The sequence below is a fragment of the Caldimonas taiwanensis NBRC 104434 genome (assembly GCF_001592165.1).
Classification (GTDB): domain Bacteria; phylum Pseudomonadota; class Gammaproteobacteria; order Burkholderiales; family Burkholderiaceae_C; genus Caldimonas; species Caldimonas manganoxidans.
Window position 1 is genome coordinate 116,611 of record NZ_BCWK01000011.1, and the last position, 15,923, is coordinate 132,533.

14 protein-coding genes and 1 CRISPR repeat array are annotated in these 15,923 nt (G+C 67.4%); of the genes, 11 read left to right on the forward strand and 3 right to left on the reverse strand.

Going from position 1 to position 15,923, the window contains the following annotated elements; all coding sequences use genetic code 11:
• Positions 1 to 28 precede the first annotated feature (28 nt).
• Positions 29 to 1,249, forward strand: coding sequence for a class I SAM-dependent methyltransferase (locus tag CTA01S_RS11095; protein ID WP_019560436.1), 1,221 nt, complete (start codon positions 29 to 31; stop codon positions 1,247 to 1,249).
• 89 nt (positions 1,250 to 1,338) lie between these two features.
• Here CTA01S_RS11095 and CTA01S_RS11100 read toward each other — a convergent pair whose 3' ends face one another.
• Positions 1,339 to 2,163, reverse strand: coding sequence for a phosphodiesterase (locus tag CTA01S_RS11100; protein WP_062195594.1), 825 nt, complete (start codon positions 2,161 to 2,163; stop codon positions 1,339 to 1,341).
• A gap of 189 nt (positions 2,164 to 2,352) precedes the next feature.
• Between CTA01S_RS11100 and cas3 the strand changes: the two genes are divergently transcribed.
• Genes cas3 through cas2e form a run of 8 tightly spaced genes read left to right on the forward strand, consistent with a single transcriptional unit; the run spans position 2,353 to position 10,746 of the window.
• Positions 2,353 to 4,893, forward strand: coding sequence for a CRISPR-associated helicase Cas3' (gene cas3, locus CTA01S_RS11105; protein WP_232301052.1), 2,541 nt, complete (start codon positions 2,353 to 2,355; stop codon positions 4,891 to 4,893).
• The gene (gene casA / locus CTA01S_RS11110; protein ID WP_062195565.1) at positions 4,886 to 6,481 is read left to right on the forward strand and encodes a type I-E CRISPR-associated protein Cse1/CasA; all 1,596 of its coding nucleotides are present in this window, start codon (positions 4,886 to 4,888) and stop codon (positions 6,479 to 6,481) included. Before cas3 ends, casA begins: the two co-directional genes overlap by 8 nt.
• Positions 6,478 to 7,008: a type I-E CRISPR-associated protein Cse2/CasB gene (gene casB, locus CTA01S_RS11115; protein WP_062195567.1), complete on the forward strand. Its 531-nt coding sequence runs from the start codon at positions 6,478 to 6,480 to the stop codon at positions 7,006 to 7,008. The genes casA and casB overlap by 4 nt, the downstream gene beginning before the upstream one ends.
• 5 nt (positions 7,009 to 7,013) lie before the next feature.
• A complete protein-coding gene (gene cas7e, locus CTA01S_RS11120) occupies positions 7,014 to 8,156 on the forward strand; it encodes a type I-E CRISPR-associated protein Cas7/Cse4/CasC (protein WP_062195570.1) in 1,143 nt (380 codons plus the stop codon).
• A gap of 11 nt (positions 8,157 to 8,167) precedes the next feature.
• Positions 8,168 to 8,881 (forward strand): type I-E CRISPR-associated protein Cas5/CasD, encoded by a 714-nt coding sequence (cas5e, locus tag CTA01S_RS11125; protein WP_062195573.1) that lies wholly within the window; start codon positions 8,168 to 8,170, stop codon positions 8,879 to 8,881.
• The gene (locus tag CTA01S_RS11130) at positions 8,878 to 9,576 is read left to right on the forward strand and encodes a type I-E CRISPR-associated protein Cas6/Cse3/CasE (RefSeq protein ID WP_062195575.1); all 699 of its coding nucleotides are present in this window, start codon (positions 8,878 to 8,880) and stop codon (positions 9,574 to 9,576) included. The genes cas5e and CTA01S_RS11130 overlap by 4 nt, the downstream gene beginning before the upstream one ends.
• Positions 9,573 to 10,472, forward strand: coding sequence for a type I-E CRISPR-associated endonuclease Cas1e (gene cas1e / locus CTA01S_RS11135; protein ID WP_084362400.1), 900 nt, complete (start codon positions 9,573 to 9,575; stop codon positions 10,470 to 10,472). Before CTA01S_RS11130 ends, cas1e begins: the two co-directional genes overlap by 4 nt.
• On the forward strand, positions 10,444 to 10,746 hold the full coding sequence (gene cas2e / locus CTA01S_RS11140; RefSeq protein WP_062195601.1) for a type I-E CRISPR-associated endoribonuclease Cas2e: 303 nt from the start codon (positions 10,444 to 10,446) through the stop codon (positions 10,744 to 10,746). The genes cas1e and cas2e overlap by 29 nt, the downstream gene beginning before the upstream one ends.
• Positions 10,747 to 10,796: 50 nt before the next feature.
• A CRISPR array of direct repeats spans positions 10,797 to 12,105; the repeat unit is 28 nt; unit sequence GGCTGCCCCGCGCGAGCGGGGATCGACC.
• 194 nt (positions 12,106 to 12,299) lie between these two features.
• Here the strand turns inward: cas2e and CTA01S_RS16475 are convergent.
• Positions 12,300 to 12,545: a CDGSH iron-sulfur domain-containing protein gene (locus CTA01S_RS16475; RefSeq protein ID WP_084362401.1), complete on the reverse strand. Its 246-nt coding sequence runs from the start codon at positions 12,543 to 12,545 to the stop codon at positions 12,300 to 12,302.
• Positions 12,546 to 12,727: 182 nt separating this feature from the next.
• On the opposite strand from CTA01S_RS16475, the gene CTA01S_RS11145 reads away from it, so the two are divergent.
• Entirely contained in the window at positions 12,728 to 13,621 is an 894-nt protein-coding gene (locus tag CTA01S_RS11145; RefSeq protein ID WP_019562326.1) for an alpha/beta fold hydrolase, read from the forward strand.
• A gap of 7 nt (positions 13,622 to 13,628) precedes the next feature.
• Here the strand turns inward: CTA01S_RS11145 and CTA01S_RS11150 are convergent, their stop codons facing one another.
• Complete coding sequence (locus CTA01S_RS11150) at positions 13,629 to 14,807, reverse strand: GTP cyclohydrolase II (RefSeq protein ID WP_062195577.1); 1,179 nt, start codon at positions 14,805 to 14,807, stop codon at positions 13,629 to 13,631.
• Positions 14,808 to 14,917: 110 nt separating this feature from the next.
• On the opposite strand from CTA01S_RS11150, the gene CTA01S_RS11155 reads away from it, so the two are divergent.
• Positions 14,918 to 15,841, forward strand: a complete 924-nt coding sequence (locus CTA01S_RS11155; protein WP_062195580.1) for a RibD family protein — start codon at positions 14,918 to 14,920, stop codon at positions 15,839 to 15,841.
• Positions 15,842 to 15,923: the final 82 nt, after the last annotated feature.

Genomic DNA, 15,923 nt, shown 5'->3' on the forward strand with positions numbered 1-15,923 from the left:
GCTTTTTCATGCCTTGCCCTGTCCGTCCATGACCGCTGCTGCCACTGACGCCCTCGAACGCTTCCTTGCCCGCGTGGCGGCCGAAGTGGCCCAGGGCACGGCCCACAAGCTGGTGCTGGCGCGCTACGAAGGGGCCGAGCCCGAACTCGAACGCCTCACGGGCCGCCCGGTGCTGCTGCGCGGCCAGCCGCACTGGTCCTTCGTGTGGCGCTACCGCACCCGCGACATCACCAAGAACCTGCCGGCGACCGAGGTGGCCCGTGCGTTGCGCGCATGGATCGCCCAGGGCTTTCGCAATGCCCATTTGTTCACGCCCACGCAGGAAGTGCAGCTGGCCTACAGCCGCAAGGGCAAGGCAAGCCTGCGCAGCGGCCGTCTCCATGGGGCGGGCGTCGAAGCGCCCGCCCCGGCCGAGCACAACCGCCAGAAGCATCGCTGGGTCGATCCGCAGCGGCCCTTCCTGGTCGAATTGGGCGTGATGGATGCCGCGCACCGCCTGGTGCCGACCATGGCCCGCAAGTGGAAGCAGATCAACAAATTCGTCGAAATCTTTGCGCATGCCTTTGCCGAGTCCCCGCTGGCGGCGCGCGCAGCCAGCCAACCCGTGCGGGTGCTGGACTTCGGCGCCGGCAAGGGCTATCTCACCTTTGCCGTGCACGACCACCTGCTGCACGGCCTGCAGCGCCAGGCCGATGTGGTGGGCGTGGAGCTGCGCGGCGACTTGGTGGCGTTGTGCAATGGCGTCGTGCAGCGGCTGCGCCTGCAAGGCTTGCGCTTCGACGAAGGCGACATCGCCCGGCGTGCGCCCGAGCCCATCGACGTGATGATCGCCCTGCATGCCTGCGACACGGCCACCGATCTGGCCATCCACCAGGCCGTGCGTGGTGGCGCGGCGATCATCCTGTGTGCGCCGTGCTGCCACAAGCAAATCCGCCCGCAGCTGCTCAGCCCGCAACCCTTGCGACCGATCCTGCAGCATGGGGTCCACCTGGGGCAGCAGGCCGAAATGCTCACCGACGGGCTGCGCGCGTTGCTGCTGGAGGCTTGTGGCTACGACGCCCGGGTCTTCGAGTTCATCTCGCTCGAACACACCAACAAGAACAAGATGATTCTGGCCGTCCGGCGAGCCCATCCCAAGCCGGTCGGCGACGTGCTGGACCAGATTCGCGAGATCAAGCGCTTCTATGGCATCCGTGATCAGGCGCTGGAGACCTTGCTGATCGCCGACGGCACGATTCCCGCGTTCTGAGCCATCCTCGGCCTGCCGTCGCTGGAGGCAAATCGTCTGGGGCCGGCGCGGCGACGATGCGGACAGCCCGACCGGCCCTGCGCATTGGGCTAGTAAGGGAACGGGCCCGGGAACTCACCCAAGGGCAGCACATGGCTGACCAGATCGGTGCTGCTCGTCCAGACATGCAAGGCCAGGCCAGGCGGCTCGAAGGTGTAACTCAGCGGCTCATCGTCCATCAGGTTCAAGGCCACCTGATGGGCTGGCGATGGCGCGGTCAGCGCCACCGTGTGCGCCACGCGGGCTTGGATGCTGCGGTGCAGGTGACCGCAGACGATGCGTTGGACCTGCGGATGGCGCCGGACGATCGCCTCGAAGGCATCGCGCCCGTGCCGCAGGCCCAAGGCATCCATGGCGGCGATGTGGGTGCGAAACGGTGGGTGGTGCATGGCCACGATCGTCGGTCGTGTGGGTGCCTGTTCCAAAGTGGCCTGCAGCCAGGCCAGCCGCTGTTTACACAGGGCGCCGTGGCTGGCACCCGGCACCACGGTGTCCAGCGCGACCAAGCGCCAGGCGCCCGGCAGATCGACCGCGTACTGGATGAACGCCTCGCGCTGGGCCGGCCCGAGATGGGCATGTTCGGGAAAAGCCGCTCGCAAGGCTTGCCGCTCGTCGTGATTGCCCGCAATGACATACAACGGCGCCGACAACGGGGCCAGCAGGGCGCGCAGATGAGCATATTCCTCGGCCGTGCCGGATTCGACCAGATCGCCGCTGATCAACACCGCCGCTGGCGAGGGGCGCCAGCGCTGGATCGTTTGCACCGCGCGCGCCAGCGCGGCGGCGGTGTCCACACGCCCGTCCACACACTGGCCAGGGGTGGTGATGTGGGTGTCTGACAGCTGGACGAGCACCTGAGGACCCAAGGCAGACATGATGGCCTCCACAGAGCGGGGGATGGATGCAGAGGCTGCCATCTTCCCAGATCGCGGGGGCCGGCCCCCATGGGCCGATCCCTCTTTGGGGGGATCAGGGAAGGTGCGGCCTGTTGGCGAGAATGTCCTGCGCCCGACCGTCCGCTGAGCGGTGGGGGCAGAGACCTCCAATGACAGGTGCCCAAGACCATGACTCAAACGGCTCCCGTTCCCTGGGGAAAAGTGTCGGACTGCGGAACACGTCATCCCCTGGTCGACCACTGCCTCGATGTGGCCCTGGTTTGTCGCGCCTTGCTCCAATTGCCGCCAGTGGCGCGATGGGGGCGCTTGCAGCCCGGGCAGGCAGAACGTCTGGCCGTGTTGGCCTACCTGCACGATTTCGGCAAATGCAACCGGGGCTTTCAGGCCAAGGCGGATCCGAAGGCGCGTGAAAGCGAGAAAGCCGGGCATGTCTTCGAGGCGCTGGCCTTGCTCATGGAGTTGCAAAACGCCTGGCCACCGCAGTGGACGCGGCTCATCACGGACATCGCAGGCTGGTTTCGGGATGAGGAGCAGGCATGCCAAATGCTTGTGGCCAGCCTCTCCCACCATGGGCGGCCGGTGTCGTTGAGCGACTACAAGGCATGCGGGGGCGACGCCGCCAAGCGATGGTGGCGCGCCGCCTCGGATTACGACCCCCTTGCCGCACTCGATGCGCTGGCGGTGGCCGCGCGGCAGGCCTTTCCCGAAGCCTTCACCGAAAACGTGCCGCCCATCGACGCCACGCCGGAGTTTCAGCAACGCTTTGCGGGCCTGGTGATGCTGGCCGACTGGATCGGCTCGGACACCCAGTTTTTTCCCTATCGCGCCAGCGACGACCAGGACCGTCGTGCATTTGCCACCCAGGCCGCCCAGCGCGCCCTGCGCGCCATCGGGCTCAGCCCCCCCGAGCCGCGCGCGCCCAAACCCTTTGCGGAAGTCTTTCCCTTCCAGCCCACCGAGCTGCAGCGGGCGCTTGCCGAAACCCTCGAGCCCAGCGACGACACCCGCCTGCTCCTGGCGGAATCGGACACCGGATCGGGCAAGACCGAAGCGGCGCTCGCCTGGTTCTTCCGCCTCTATGCCGAGGGCCATGTCGATGGGCTCTACTTCGCCCTGCCCACGCGGGTGGCTGCGCGCGAGCTCTACGAGCGAGTGCGCCGCGCGGTGGAGGCGGCGTTCGAACCCGATGCTCGGCCCAGCCCGGTGCTCCTTGCCGCCCCGGGCTACGTGAAGGTCGATGGAGAGCCCGTGCTGCCCAACCCGCAAGGTGTCCTTTGGGACGACAGCGAGCCAGACCAAAAGCGCGAGCGGCTGTGGTCGGCCGAGCGGCCCAAGCGCTTCCTCGCCGCACCCATTGCCGTGGGCACGATCGACCAGGCGCTGCTGTCGGTGCTGCAGGTCAAGCACAGCCTGCTGCGTTCGGTCTGCCTGGACCGCCATCTCTTGGTGGTCGATGAAGTCCACGCCTCGGACCCCTACATGCGCGAAGTGTTGCGCGCGCTCCTCGAGGGCCACGTGGGGCGCGGTGGCTGGGCGCTGCTGCTGTCGGCCACCTTGGGGGAGTCGGCAGCGGCGCCCTATTTCGAGCGGGCGGCGGTGCCTTTGAATGAGGCCATCGCACGCCCCTATCCGCTCCTGTCTTCCCGCACCGGTGCCTGGCCCATGCCGGCGGCGCGCGAGCGGCAGATCGCGGTGGAACTGTCTCCCACGCTCACCGATGACGACGCACTATTGCCGCGCCTCATCGCGGCCTTGGAAGCCGGCGCGCGGGTGCTCGTGGTCTGCAACACGGTGACGCGCGCCAATGCGCTCTTTCGCCGCGTGGAAAGCGCGCTCGAAGCCCAACCAGAGCTGCTGCCCGCCTTGTTCGCCGTATCGGGCGTGCGTTGCCCCCACCATGGCCGCTTTGCCCGGGAGGACCGCGAATGGCTCGATGAGGCCGTCACGGCGCAACTCGGCAAAGGCTTGCGCGAAGGGGCCAAGCTCCTCATCGGCACGCAGACGCTGGAGCAGAGCCTGGACATCGACGCCGATTGGGTGATCACCGACCTCGCACCGATGGACGTGCTGATCCAGCGGCTGGGCAGGCTCCACCGCCATGCGGGGCGGCTGCGCCCGCCGGGGTTCGAAGCGCCGCGGGCGCTCGTGCGCGTGCCCGACAAGGAGCTCATTGGTTACCTCGACAAGAACGATGCGCTGCGCGCCCCGGCGGGTCTTGGCAGCGTCTATGCCGACGGCCGCGTGCTCGCCTGCACCTGGGCGGAACTGCGTCGCGATCCACGGCTCGTGCTGCCACAGCAGGCGCGCGAACGGATCGAGCGCACCACCCACACGGAAGCCTTCCAAACGCTGGGGGACGCCTGGCGGGCGCATGGGCAATCGATCGAAGGGCGGGAAGGGGCGGAGCTGCGCCAAGCCCTGCGCTCGGTGCTCGATGGCAAACCCTTCGGCGAACTCCACTACCCGGACCAGGGCGAGCGCGTGCTCACCCGGCTGGGGGATCCCACGTTCGACATTCCCCTCGAGACACCGATGCGCTCGCCGTTCGGCGCCGACATGGGCCGTGTTTCCATCCCCGCACGCTGGCTGAAGGGTGCCACCGTGCCGGAATCCGTGCGCGCCGAGCCGACGGCAGACGGTTTTCGGTTTGCGATCGGCCATCAAGGCTTCCGCTACACCCGCTTTGGCCTGGAGAAAGACGATGCATGACCTCCTTCAAGACCCTTTGATCGGCGTACGCACCGCGCAGGGCGAGCGCCGCGTCAGCCTTCCCGAACTCCTCGCCCTGCTCTCCGCAGAAGCCATCGAGGGCTACACGGGGCTACGCGCCCACCAGGCCGACCCCTGGCATGTCTTCCTCGTGCAACTGGCCGCCAGCATCCAGGCGCGCCGGCGCACCGACGACCTTCCCACCGATCCGGCCTACTGGCGCGACGGCCTGCTGGAGCTCGCCGAAGGCATTCCCGAAGCCTGGCAGCTCGTGGTGGAGGACGTGACCAAGCCGGCGTTTTTGCAGCATCCATGGACCCAGGAAGATATAAGAATCAACTCATCGTCGGACACCAAAGGCAAGTTCAAAACCAAAGCCACCCGGCCGGACGAACTCGATGTGCTCGTCACGGCCAAGAACCACGACGTCAAGATGGCTCGTGTGGAGCCGGAAGAGGCTGAAGCATGGCTCTACGCCTTGCTCCTGCTGCAGACCATGAGTGGAGTTTATGGTCGGGACAACTACGGCATCGCACGAATGAACACTGGTACAGGCAGCCGCGCCATCGTCTCCTGGGTGAGTTCGCCTGCGTGGGGAGCGCGGTTTCGGGAGGAAACCAAAATCGTCTGCGGCCTGCGCGCCGAAACGCTGAACCAACCCTACGGTTACGCCTCGCGTGGCGTGGTGCTGACCTGGCTCAAGCCCTGGCTGCGAAGCACCCATCAGTATGACATCAAGGATCTCGAACCCTGGTTCATCGAAGCCTGCCGCCCAGTGCGCCTGGTGCGCGATGCATCGGGTCGTGTGATCGCGCTGGGTGCGACCAGCAAGGCACGGCAAATCGGCCCCAAGACTCTGGAAAACGGTGACGTTGGCGACCCTTGGACGCCGATCAATGTGCAGGACAAGAAAAAGGGGCGCTCGGCGCTCACCCTCTCCGCCGATGGCTTTACCCCACAGCGCCTGTGCGATTTGCTCTTTGAACAGGGATTCGAACTCACCCCCTTGCAAACGCCCCGGGCGGGCCAGGGCCATGCCTGGTTTCTCGCCTCCTGCCTGGTGCGCGGGCAAGGCACCACGGAGGGTTACCACCAAGCAGCCGTCCCCGTGCCGCCCAAAGCCCGCATGGCCTTGCTCAGCAAACAAAGCCGCGACACCCTCGGCCATCTGGCGGAAAAGCAGCTGACGGATGCCAAGACGGTGCAAAACACTTTGGCCACCGCGCTCGCCGTGCTGGCCGAAGGTGGACCCGAGCAACCGGATTTCGAGCGCGTCAAGAGCGCACTCGAAGCCGCACGTCGCGCGTTTCAGCGGCGATGGGAAGCCGACTTCTTTCCGGCGTTGTGGCGCGGCGCCGAGCAAGATCACGACGCCGTACGCCGCGATTGGCGGCAACGACTGGTCGATGCCGCACAGGACCTGCTCGAACAAGCGCAGGAGCGCCTGCCGCTGCCCGCCAACCGCCGCTGGCGGGCCATCACCCAGGCTCATCGCGCTTGGCACGGCCTACTGCGCAAACACGACTTCCCCCTGCCTCGCCGCAGCCCCGCACCATCTGACGTTCTCGAAGAGGAGAGCCTCGCATGAGCCCGAACGCAAGCACCGACACCCCGCAAGACACGCTCGGCACCCGCATCGGCCGCCTCGCCGCAGTCATCGGCCAAACCCATTACCCCACCGGCGACCGCGCCGCGCTGCGTCGCTGGGCGCCGGGGCAACCCCCGCCGCTGGCCTTTTACCGGCTGTGGCTGCGACATCTCGGGGACGAGCTACCGAGCGAACCGCAAACTGAAGCCTGGATGGCGCTTGCCTGGGGCCTGGCCACCTGCGGCGCCGATTCCCATGATCCCAAGCGCCCGCTCGGGCAGGCACTGGCCGAAAGCCAATTCGCCGAAGGGCGGCTGGAACGGCTGCTCTCGGCCCCCGACGATCTGCGCCTCGATCTCTTCATGAGCGCGGTGCGCTTCCTCGCCGCCAAAGGCGAGCGCTTCGATTGGTGCGACGCTGCGCAGTTTCTGCTCACGCACGACCCCGACAAGCGCGAGCAACTCCACCGCCGTATCGCCGCCGCCTACTACCGTCACCTTCCCAAAGACACTAACGCCAAGGAGTAAAGCCCATGTTCCTGCAAATCCACACCCTCACCGCCTATCCAGCGAGCCTCTTGAACCGCGACGACGCCAACCTCGCCAAGCGCATCCCCTTCGGCAATGCCGTGCGGCTGCGCGTCTCCTCACAATGCCTCAAGCGCCATTGGCGGGAAGATCTGGTCGAGCAGCTTCCCGAAATGCCCGACGCCCAGCGCACCCGGTCCTTTTTCACCCGCACCGTCCAACCCAAGGCCGTGGCCGCAGGCGTCCCCGAAGCGCAAGTCCAAGCCCTCATCGAGCCGCTGGCCAAAGCGGTGATCGACGGAGGCGTCAAAGAAGGAGGTGACCTGAACCAGCCGGTGCTGTTCGGCCTGCGCGAAGCCGACTACTTCGTTGACCTATTGCGCTGGGCCAGCGAACAGAGCGAGCCGGTGAAGGCGCTCACGGAGCGGCTCAAATCGAAGGAGGAGAAAGAGAACATCAAAGCCATGGGCAAGGCCGCCGCGGGGCTTACCGGGGCGCTCTTTGGCCGCATGGTCACCTCGGACCTGCTCGCACGCGTGGATGCACCGGTGCACGTGGCCCATGCCTTCACCGTCCATGCGGCCCACACCGAGATGGACTACTTCACCGTGGTCGATGACCTCAACCGCGACGACGAAACCGGCGCCGCCCACGCCAACCAAACCGAACTCGGCGCCGGCCTCTATTACGGCTATGTGGCCGTGGATGTGCCGCTGTTGGTGTCCAACCTCACCGGCTGCGACCCCAAGGACTGGAAAGCGCAAGACCCTGCCAACACCCGCCGCGTGCTCGACGCCTTGATCCAGAGCATCCTGCGGCAAAGCCCCGGCGCCAAGAAGGGCAGCACCGCCCCCTATGCCTGGGCCGATGTCTTGTACCTGGAAACCGGCACCGCGCAGCCGCGCACGCTCGCCAACGCCTATCTGGATGCGCTCAAAGCCGACGGCAAACGCGATCTGCGCCAGGCGGCGCTCGAGCGGCTGGCCGCCTATGTGAAGGCCCTCGACGAGATGTACGGCGGCCCCGGTTCCGACGATGGGCGCTTCTTGTCCACCACCCTCGACCAGCCGCCCCATCTTCCGCCCAAACAGCCCGTACCCGCGGCGGTGCAAGCGGCGCTCGATGCCCTCTTTGGCCCGCAACGCTGAGGCGGCTTGCCATGGACGTGTTGATTCTGCGCTTCGATGCGCCCCTCATGAGCTTTGGCGGCGTGGTGGTGGACCAGAACAATCCCACCTGGCGCTTTCCGGGGCGCTCCATGCTCGCGGGGCTTTTGGGCAACGCCTTGGGGCTTGACCACCGCGACACCGCGAAACTGCAAGCCTTGCAAGACCGGCTGCGCTTTGCGGCACGCTGGGACGCCGAGCCTGAACCGCTGACGGAGTACCAGACGGTCGATCTCGGTCAAGCCTTCCTGGTCGATACCGGTTGGACCACCCGCGGGCGGCGTGAAGACCGCAAGGGGGGATCTGCTGCCACCGGCACCCATCAACGCTGGCGGGACCACTGGGCCAATGGCGTGGCCACCGTCGCTCTTGCCCTCGACGGCGACGGCACACCGACCCTCGACGAACTGGAAGCCGCGCTGCGCCGCCCGGCGCGTCCGCTCTTCATCGGGCGCAAGCCGTGCCTTCCGGCCGCGCCCATTTTCTTGGGTCGGCGCGTGGCCGAAGGCGTGAAAGCCGCGCTCGCGGCCGAACCGCTGGCCGAGATCGGCCCGCGCCGCCGACCTGCGCGCATCACCGCCCTGTGGCCGCTCGACGAAGGCGAAGGCGCAGGCATTGAGGAGCGCTTCGACCGGCGCGACTGGGCCAACAACATCCACCGCGGCGCCGAGCGCTACGCCGTGGGCCTATTGGAGGTGGCCCCATGAGTGGCTTGCACCTGGTGCGTCTCCCCATCGCCCCCCCGCGCCTCATGCGCTTTGCCCATGCGCACGGCATCACCCAGGAAGACGAAACCTGGGGCTACACCCTACACGCCTGGTTCGCGGCGCTCTTTGGCGAACACGCACCGAAGCCGTTTCGCTATGTCGAGCGCCGACGGGAAGTGCTGGCCTATGCGGGTGTCGACGCCGCGAAGTTGCTCGAGCATGCCCAAACTTACGCCTCTCCCTTGGCTTGGGAAGCGCTCGATGCCGCAGGCGTGGCGAGCAAACCGATGCCCAGCGAGTGGCGCGCGGGGCAACGCTTGCACCTCGAAGTGCTTGCCTGCCCGGTCTCGCGCAAGGAGGGCGACGAGAAGGACGTGTACCTGCGCGCATTGGACCGGCTGGGCGATGCCGCCCCACCGCGCGGCGAGGTCTATCGGGAGTGGTTTGCCCGGCAATGGCAAGGGGTGGTGCAGTTGGAGCAGGTGGAGCTGCTCGGCATGGCTGCGCAAGCGCGGCTGCTGCGGCGCGATCACCGCAACGGCCATCGGCTCAAGACCATCGAACGGCCGTGGGCGCTCTTTGACGCCGAAGCCACCATCCTCGACCCCGTGCGGTTTGGCGAGCAGCTTGCGCGCGGGATCGGCCGCCACCGCGCGTTCGGTTTTGGCATGGTCTTGCTCGCCCCGCCACGATGAGTCCCGATCCAGGCTTGTTCTCGGGGAGGCTGGGGCTGGCCGCCTCGCGCATTCCCCATGCCGACCGGCACGGGCTGCTGTGGCTGGAGTACGGCCGCCTGTCGGTGGAAGACGGCACGTTGCGTTTCGTCGCTGCCCAGAGCGAGACGCTCGATGCCGGCGACTACGCCATTCCCTATCAAGCCGTCTCGATGATTCTGCTGGGGCCTGGCACCAGCCTCACGCAAGACGTGCTGCGCCTGTGTGCCCGCCACGGCACGCTGATTGCCGCCGTCGGCGAAGGGGGCGTCAAAAGCTACACCGCCCCGCCCATGGGCCAGGGCCGCTCCGAGGTGGCGCGCGCCCATGCCGAGCGGTGGGCCGATCCCCGCCGCCGACTCGACACGGCTCGCAGGCTCTACGCCTGGCGCTTCGGGCGCGTGCTACCGCACCGCGACATCGAAACCCTGCGGGGCATCGAAGGCGCGCGCATCAAGGAAAGCTACAAACTCCTCGCCCAGCGTTTTGGCATCGACTGGCACGGTCGCCGCTATGACCGCGACAACCCCCATGCTGCGGATCTGCCCAACCAGGCCATCAACCACGCGGCCACCTTCGTCGAGGCTGCGGCCGACATTGCGGTGGCCGCCGTGGGAGCATTGCCCCCCTTGGGCTTCATCCACGAGGATTCGAGCAATGCGTTCACGCTCGACATTGCCGACCTTTGGCGGGTGGACCTCACCGTGCCGCTTGCCTTTGGTGCGGTGCGGGCCATGCTCGACGGCAAAGCCGACAGCTTGGAACGGGAAGTGCGCCGCCGAGCGGCAGCAGCCTTCCGGCGCGACAAGCTCATCCCGAAGATGATCGAGCGCATCAAGGAGCTTTTCGATGTCGATGACCGTGGTGGTGACGCGTAACGTGTCTGCGCGCGTGCGCGGCTTCTTGGCCTCGGCGATGCTGGAACTCGCCCCTGGCGTTTACAGTGCGCCACGGTTGTCCCCAGCGGTGCGCAGTCGCATTTGGGACGTGCTCGAAGCCTGGTTTCCCAACGAGCGGGAGGCTTCGATCGTGATGCTTTGGCAGGAGCGAAACATGCCTGGCGGACAAACCGTCCGCAGTTTGGGCAGCCCTCCGATCGAGTTGACCGAGGTCGACGGCCTGATCCTTGCCCGCCGGCCGTCTGAGCGCTGAATCACCAGGTCAGCGTAAATTCTTTAACAATCAATGAGTTACACTGGACAGGCTGCCCCGCGCGAGCGGGGATCGACCCGACAAGACGCTCGTGGATGCCGGCATGCTGCGGGCTGCCCCGCGCGAGCGGGGATCGACCTGTGAGGTCTATAGCTGCTGCGGCGGCGGTGGCGGCTGCCCCGCGCGAGCGGGGATCGACCCTAGATGATCTTCCATGAAGCAATTCAAGCAGAGGCTGCCCCGCGCGAGCGGGGATCGACCTGCACCAGCCGCATGCCTGCGGATGTGTCAGACGGCTGCCCCGCGCGAGCGGGGATCGACCCTCGGCGCAGCCCCCAAGCCCACTAAGCCCCCAGGCTGCCCCGCGCGAGCGGGGATCGACCCTTCACGGCCCCGGCTTCCCCTTTACGCGCCATGGCTGCCCCGCGCGAGCGGGGATCGACCTGCACCCCGGTGCGGACCACCTCCAGCGCCAGCGGCTGCCCCGCGCGAGCGGGGATCGACCTGTAATACGTTGAGCAAATCTATCCAGCATCGCGGCTGCCCCGCGCGAGCGGGGATCGACCTCTTTCATCAGGTGTTCCACACGGCGAGCGCAGGGCTGCCCCGCGCGAGCGGGGATCGACCCGTTAAGTGTAATAGCGTGGTTGATAAAGAGCAGGCTGCCCCGCGCGAGCGGGGATCGACCGCACCACGTCAGGCAGTTCCTCATCAGCGATCAGGCTGCCCCGCGCGAGCGGGGATCGACCCAAGCAGGCAGGTCGAAGGTGTGGACGCGGATGGGCTGCCCCGCGCGAGCGGGGATCGACCCGAGCAGCCCTACATGCACTTGCGTGTGACACCGGCTGCCCCGCGCGAGCGGGGATCGACCCCGACCAAGGAGCGAGTGAACATGGGAAACAGAGGCTGCCCCGCGCGAGCGGGGATCGACCCCGCGTGGGCAAGACCATCGCGGCCGGCACGGAGGCTGCCCCGCGCGAGCGGGGATCGACCCGCCTTGACGATCGGATTTCTTCCGGTGTGGGCGGCTGCCCCGCGCGAGCGGGGATCGACCGCACGCCAGGTTGGTGGACGCGCTCGGCGTCACGGCTGCCCCGCGCGAGCGGGGATCGACCTGAGTCTGCATGGATCCGCCGCCACGGCGGGCGGGCTGCCCCGCGCGAGCGGGGATCGACCCATCACTTCGGCGGTGCTGCAGGCGTCGTCCAGGGCTGCCCCGCGCGAGCGGGGATCGACCGCACGAGCGGGCCTTCATCGCGGGCAACCGCGTGGCTGCCCCGCGCGAGCGGGGATCGACCTCAGATTCTTCCTGTACGACGCCACGTCCCATGGGCTGCCCCGCGCGAGCGGGGATCGACCGCCGAGCTGGCTCATGGGCTTGCGGTTCGCGGCGGCTCCTCCGCGCGATCTGGGTATCGACTTCACCAAGAGATACGGTGACATCGCTCACAGAGCCTCTTGGCTGTCTCCGTACAAGAGGGCGACCGAATGCGGGCCCACGCCAAAAGCGGGCGCTCCACTCTCAAGCCGGCTTGTGGCGATTGCCTCGAGGGTCACGTCTCTCGCTTGTGCGATCCATCGCACAGCGGGGCGTTTGCGGTGGATTTGCAGCCGCAAAACCACACCGTGGTATCTCGGGTTGCGCTGTACTTCACGGGCGTGAAGACGCCTTGGGCCCGGTGCGAGCCGTCGCAAAACGGCTGGTGCGTGCTCAGCCCGCAGGCGCACCACCAGTAGTCTTTGCCCGCTTCCACCTGCACCGCAAATGGGCCGTTGCTTGCGCGAACGGGTGTGGCCATGATGCCCTCCTGACGTGGGTTGAAGGCCGTGCCCCATCTTGGCACGCTTTGAGACGGACCGCCAGGGGCCCCGTGCGAGAAGACTCGCAGACCCCAAGGGGGGCCGCCTGCAGGGCACTGGGGCTGCCGGTTGACGAGTCGGTGACACACATCGACCCAGCCCTGGGCTATCCTCGGCTGCCATGAACCTGCTTGCACAGATCTTCGCCCAATTCGCTCCGGAGAAAGCCGTCGGCTACATGCTCGATACGCTGCGTCAGCGTGCGGGCTTGCAGCGCAAGTCCATCACCCTGCCCGGTGGGCTGCACTATGTCTATCTGGAAGGGGGCGAGGGCGAACCGCTGATGCTGTTGCACGGTTTTGGCGGCAACAAGGACAACTTCAACATGATCGCGCGCTACCTCACGCCGCACTATCGCGTGATCGTGCCCGACCACATCGGCTTTGGAGAGTCTGCCAAGCCGATGGATGCCGATTACCACACCGAGGCCCAGGCCGAGCGTTTGATGGCCTTGGCCCAAGCCTTGGGAGCCCCGGCACTGCACTTGGGCGGTAACTCGATGGGCGGGCATATCGCTTTGGCCTTCGCAGCGCGCTTCCCGCAGGCGGTCAAGAGCCTGTGGCTGCTGGCGCCCGGTGGCGTGTGGAGTGCGCCGCCGAGCGAGCTGGCGCAAATCGTGCAGGCCGGCGGTGACAATCCCTTGCTGGTCAGAAGCGCCGAAGATTTCGCCCGCACACTGGCTTTTACCGTGGCCAAGTTGCCCGAGGTGCCGATGCCTTACATCCGCGTGATGGCCAAAGAACGCATGGCCAACCATGCGTTGGAGCTGCGGGTGTATCAGCAGATCAAAGCCGACCCGATCGAAGAGCGTGCCCGCACCGTACAGGCCCCCAGCCTCATCGTGTGGGGTGAGGAAGACCGTGTGCTCCACCCCGAGGGCGGAACCATTTTGCAGCGCCTGATGCCGCAGGCCGAGCTCATTCGCTTGCCCGGCGTGGGGCATTTGCCGATGATCGAGCGGCCGCAAGAGTGCGCGGCCGACTATTTGCGTTTTCGGGCTCGGCTGGCGGCCTGAGCCGGCTTCACTCCTGCTCGTCTTCAGGCTTGATGTGCCCGGCACGCTCTCGTTTGGTGGCCAGATACCGTGCGTTGTGCACCGTGGGTGGCGCATGCAAGGCGATGCGATCGACCACGTCGATGCCTCCACGTCGCAGTGCTTCGATCTTGCGCGGATTGTTCGTCAACAACTGAATGCGGGTGATGTCCAGTGCCTTGAGCATGGCCACGGCGGCTTGGAAGTCGCGCTCGTCGGCGCGAAAGCCCAGATAGTGGTCGGCGTCGATGGTGTCCAAACCGCTGTCTTGCAATCGGTAGGCGCGCAGTTTGCTGCCCAGGCCGGTGCCGCGGCCTTCCTGGGCCAGGTAGAGCAGCACGCCGCCGCGCTCGGCCAAGTGGGCGATGGCGCGCTGGAGTTGGTCGCCGCAGTCGCAGCGCAGGCTGCCCAGCAGGTCGCCGGTCAAGCACGATGAATGCAAGCGCACCGGCACAGGCTGGCTGCGGTCGGGCTGGCCCACGATGATGGCCACATGCTCTGCATCGCCGTTGAGTTCCCGGAACAGCACCAGCGTGCAGTCGTCGTGCGCATCGATGGGCACGTGGGCGTCGCTGACGCGACGCAGACTCAGATGCCCTTGCTCGCTGACCTGTCTGACCTCGGCTTCGCTGACGACTTCGAGCTGGGCCGCTTCCAGCATCTCGTCGCCCACGGCACCGATGTCGACCACCACCAAAGCGGGGATCAAACGGGCCCGCTTGGCCAAGGTCAGGGCTGCCAGCATCACGGCGGTGGCGGGTTGCGGCGTTCCCAAAGACGCACGATCAGGCGCCGCCGAAGGCAGGCGCACGCGGCCTGCGGTATCGAATTCCAAGGTCACTGCACCCAGCGCCTGTAGTTGTTCGACGCTGGCGCCCGCAGGCAGCGGAAGACTCACACTGCCGGCCACACCCAGGCCGAGGGCCGCGGCCCGCTCGGCGGTGAACAGCAGTCGCAGAGGCATGCCCAGGCCGGTCAGCCAGGCCAGACGGGGCGGACTCAGGGTTTCGATCGTGGCGGCCAGCAGCACCGAGCCGGCGTCCGAGCGCAAAGCCAGCACACGGCCGTGCTTGAGTTCGGTCTGGGCCCGGTCCACGCGGATGGCCGCGCGTTCCGAGGCCAGATCCTGCGCCGGCAAGGTGGCAAGAGGGGAGGTCAGTGCATTCATCAGGCTGTTAGCATAGCCGCGATGGCGGGGCTCTACCGGCGCAGGCCCATCCAGCGCTTTTCGGCCGCTGCCGCCCGCACCTGTCCACTTCCTGATGCGGAGGCTTCGATTTGACCCTCGAGCAGCATCATGGTCCGAACATTTTGGCCCTGGGCCGCACGGCAGCGCTGGCCTGTGAAGCCCTGTGGCCGTTGCTGCTGCAGGCCGCCGACTGGCGCCGCCGCCAGGGCGCAGGGCCTGCACCGCGCCTGAGTGCTGCGCACGATCCCCGGCTGGGCATGCACCTGCATGACGGTCAATGGCAGCTCCACGGAGCCTGGCCGCTGGCAGCGCACGAGCTGGCCGGCCCCTTGTTGCCTCTGGTGGCCGAGGTGCCGGCGGGAACCAGCCGGGTGGTCGGCCAACTCGGTCAGAGCCTGGACGGCCAGGTCGCCACCCAGGGGGGCGATTCGGGGGCGCTCAACGGTCCCGAGGCCCTCGTCCACTTGCACCGGCTGCGTGCGCTGAGCGATGCGGTGCTGGTGGGTACCGGCACGGCGGTGGCCGACAACCCACGGCTGACCACGCGGCACGTGAGCGGGCCCCATCCCACCCGGGTGGTGCTCGACGTGCACCTGCGCGTACCGCCCGAGGCCGGTGTGTTCACCGATGGCCTGGCGCCCACGCTGCTGGTGTGTGATGCTCGCGACCGCACCCGCGCGGCCCAACGCGTGGGGGCGCACCAAGTGCTGGCCGTGCCGGGGTTGGTCGATGCGGCCGGCCAAGTGGTCTGGCCGGCCCTGCTGGCGAGCCTGCGTGAGCGGGGGCTGGCCGTGCTGCTGGTCGAAGGCGGGGGGGTGACCGTGTCGCGCTGCCTGGCCCAGGGTGTGCTCGACCGCTTGCACTTGATGGTGGCGCCAGTGTTGATCGGACAGGGTCGGCCCGGCGTGCAACTGCCTCCGGTGCAACAGATGAGCCAGTGTCTACGCCCCCGCGCTCGGGCCTACCGCCTGGGTGAGGATGTGCTCTGGGATCTGGACCTGCGCAGCGGCTGAGCCCAGCGCAGGCGGCGCGTGCCGTCGGGATACTGGCTGACGCTTTCCTGGCTGACGCTTCTTGCCGAGCGTCGCTGTCCTT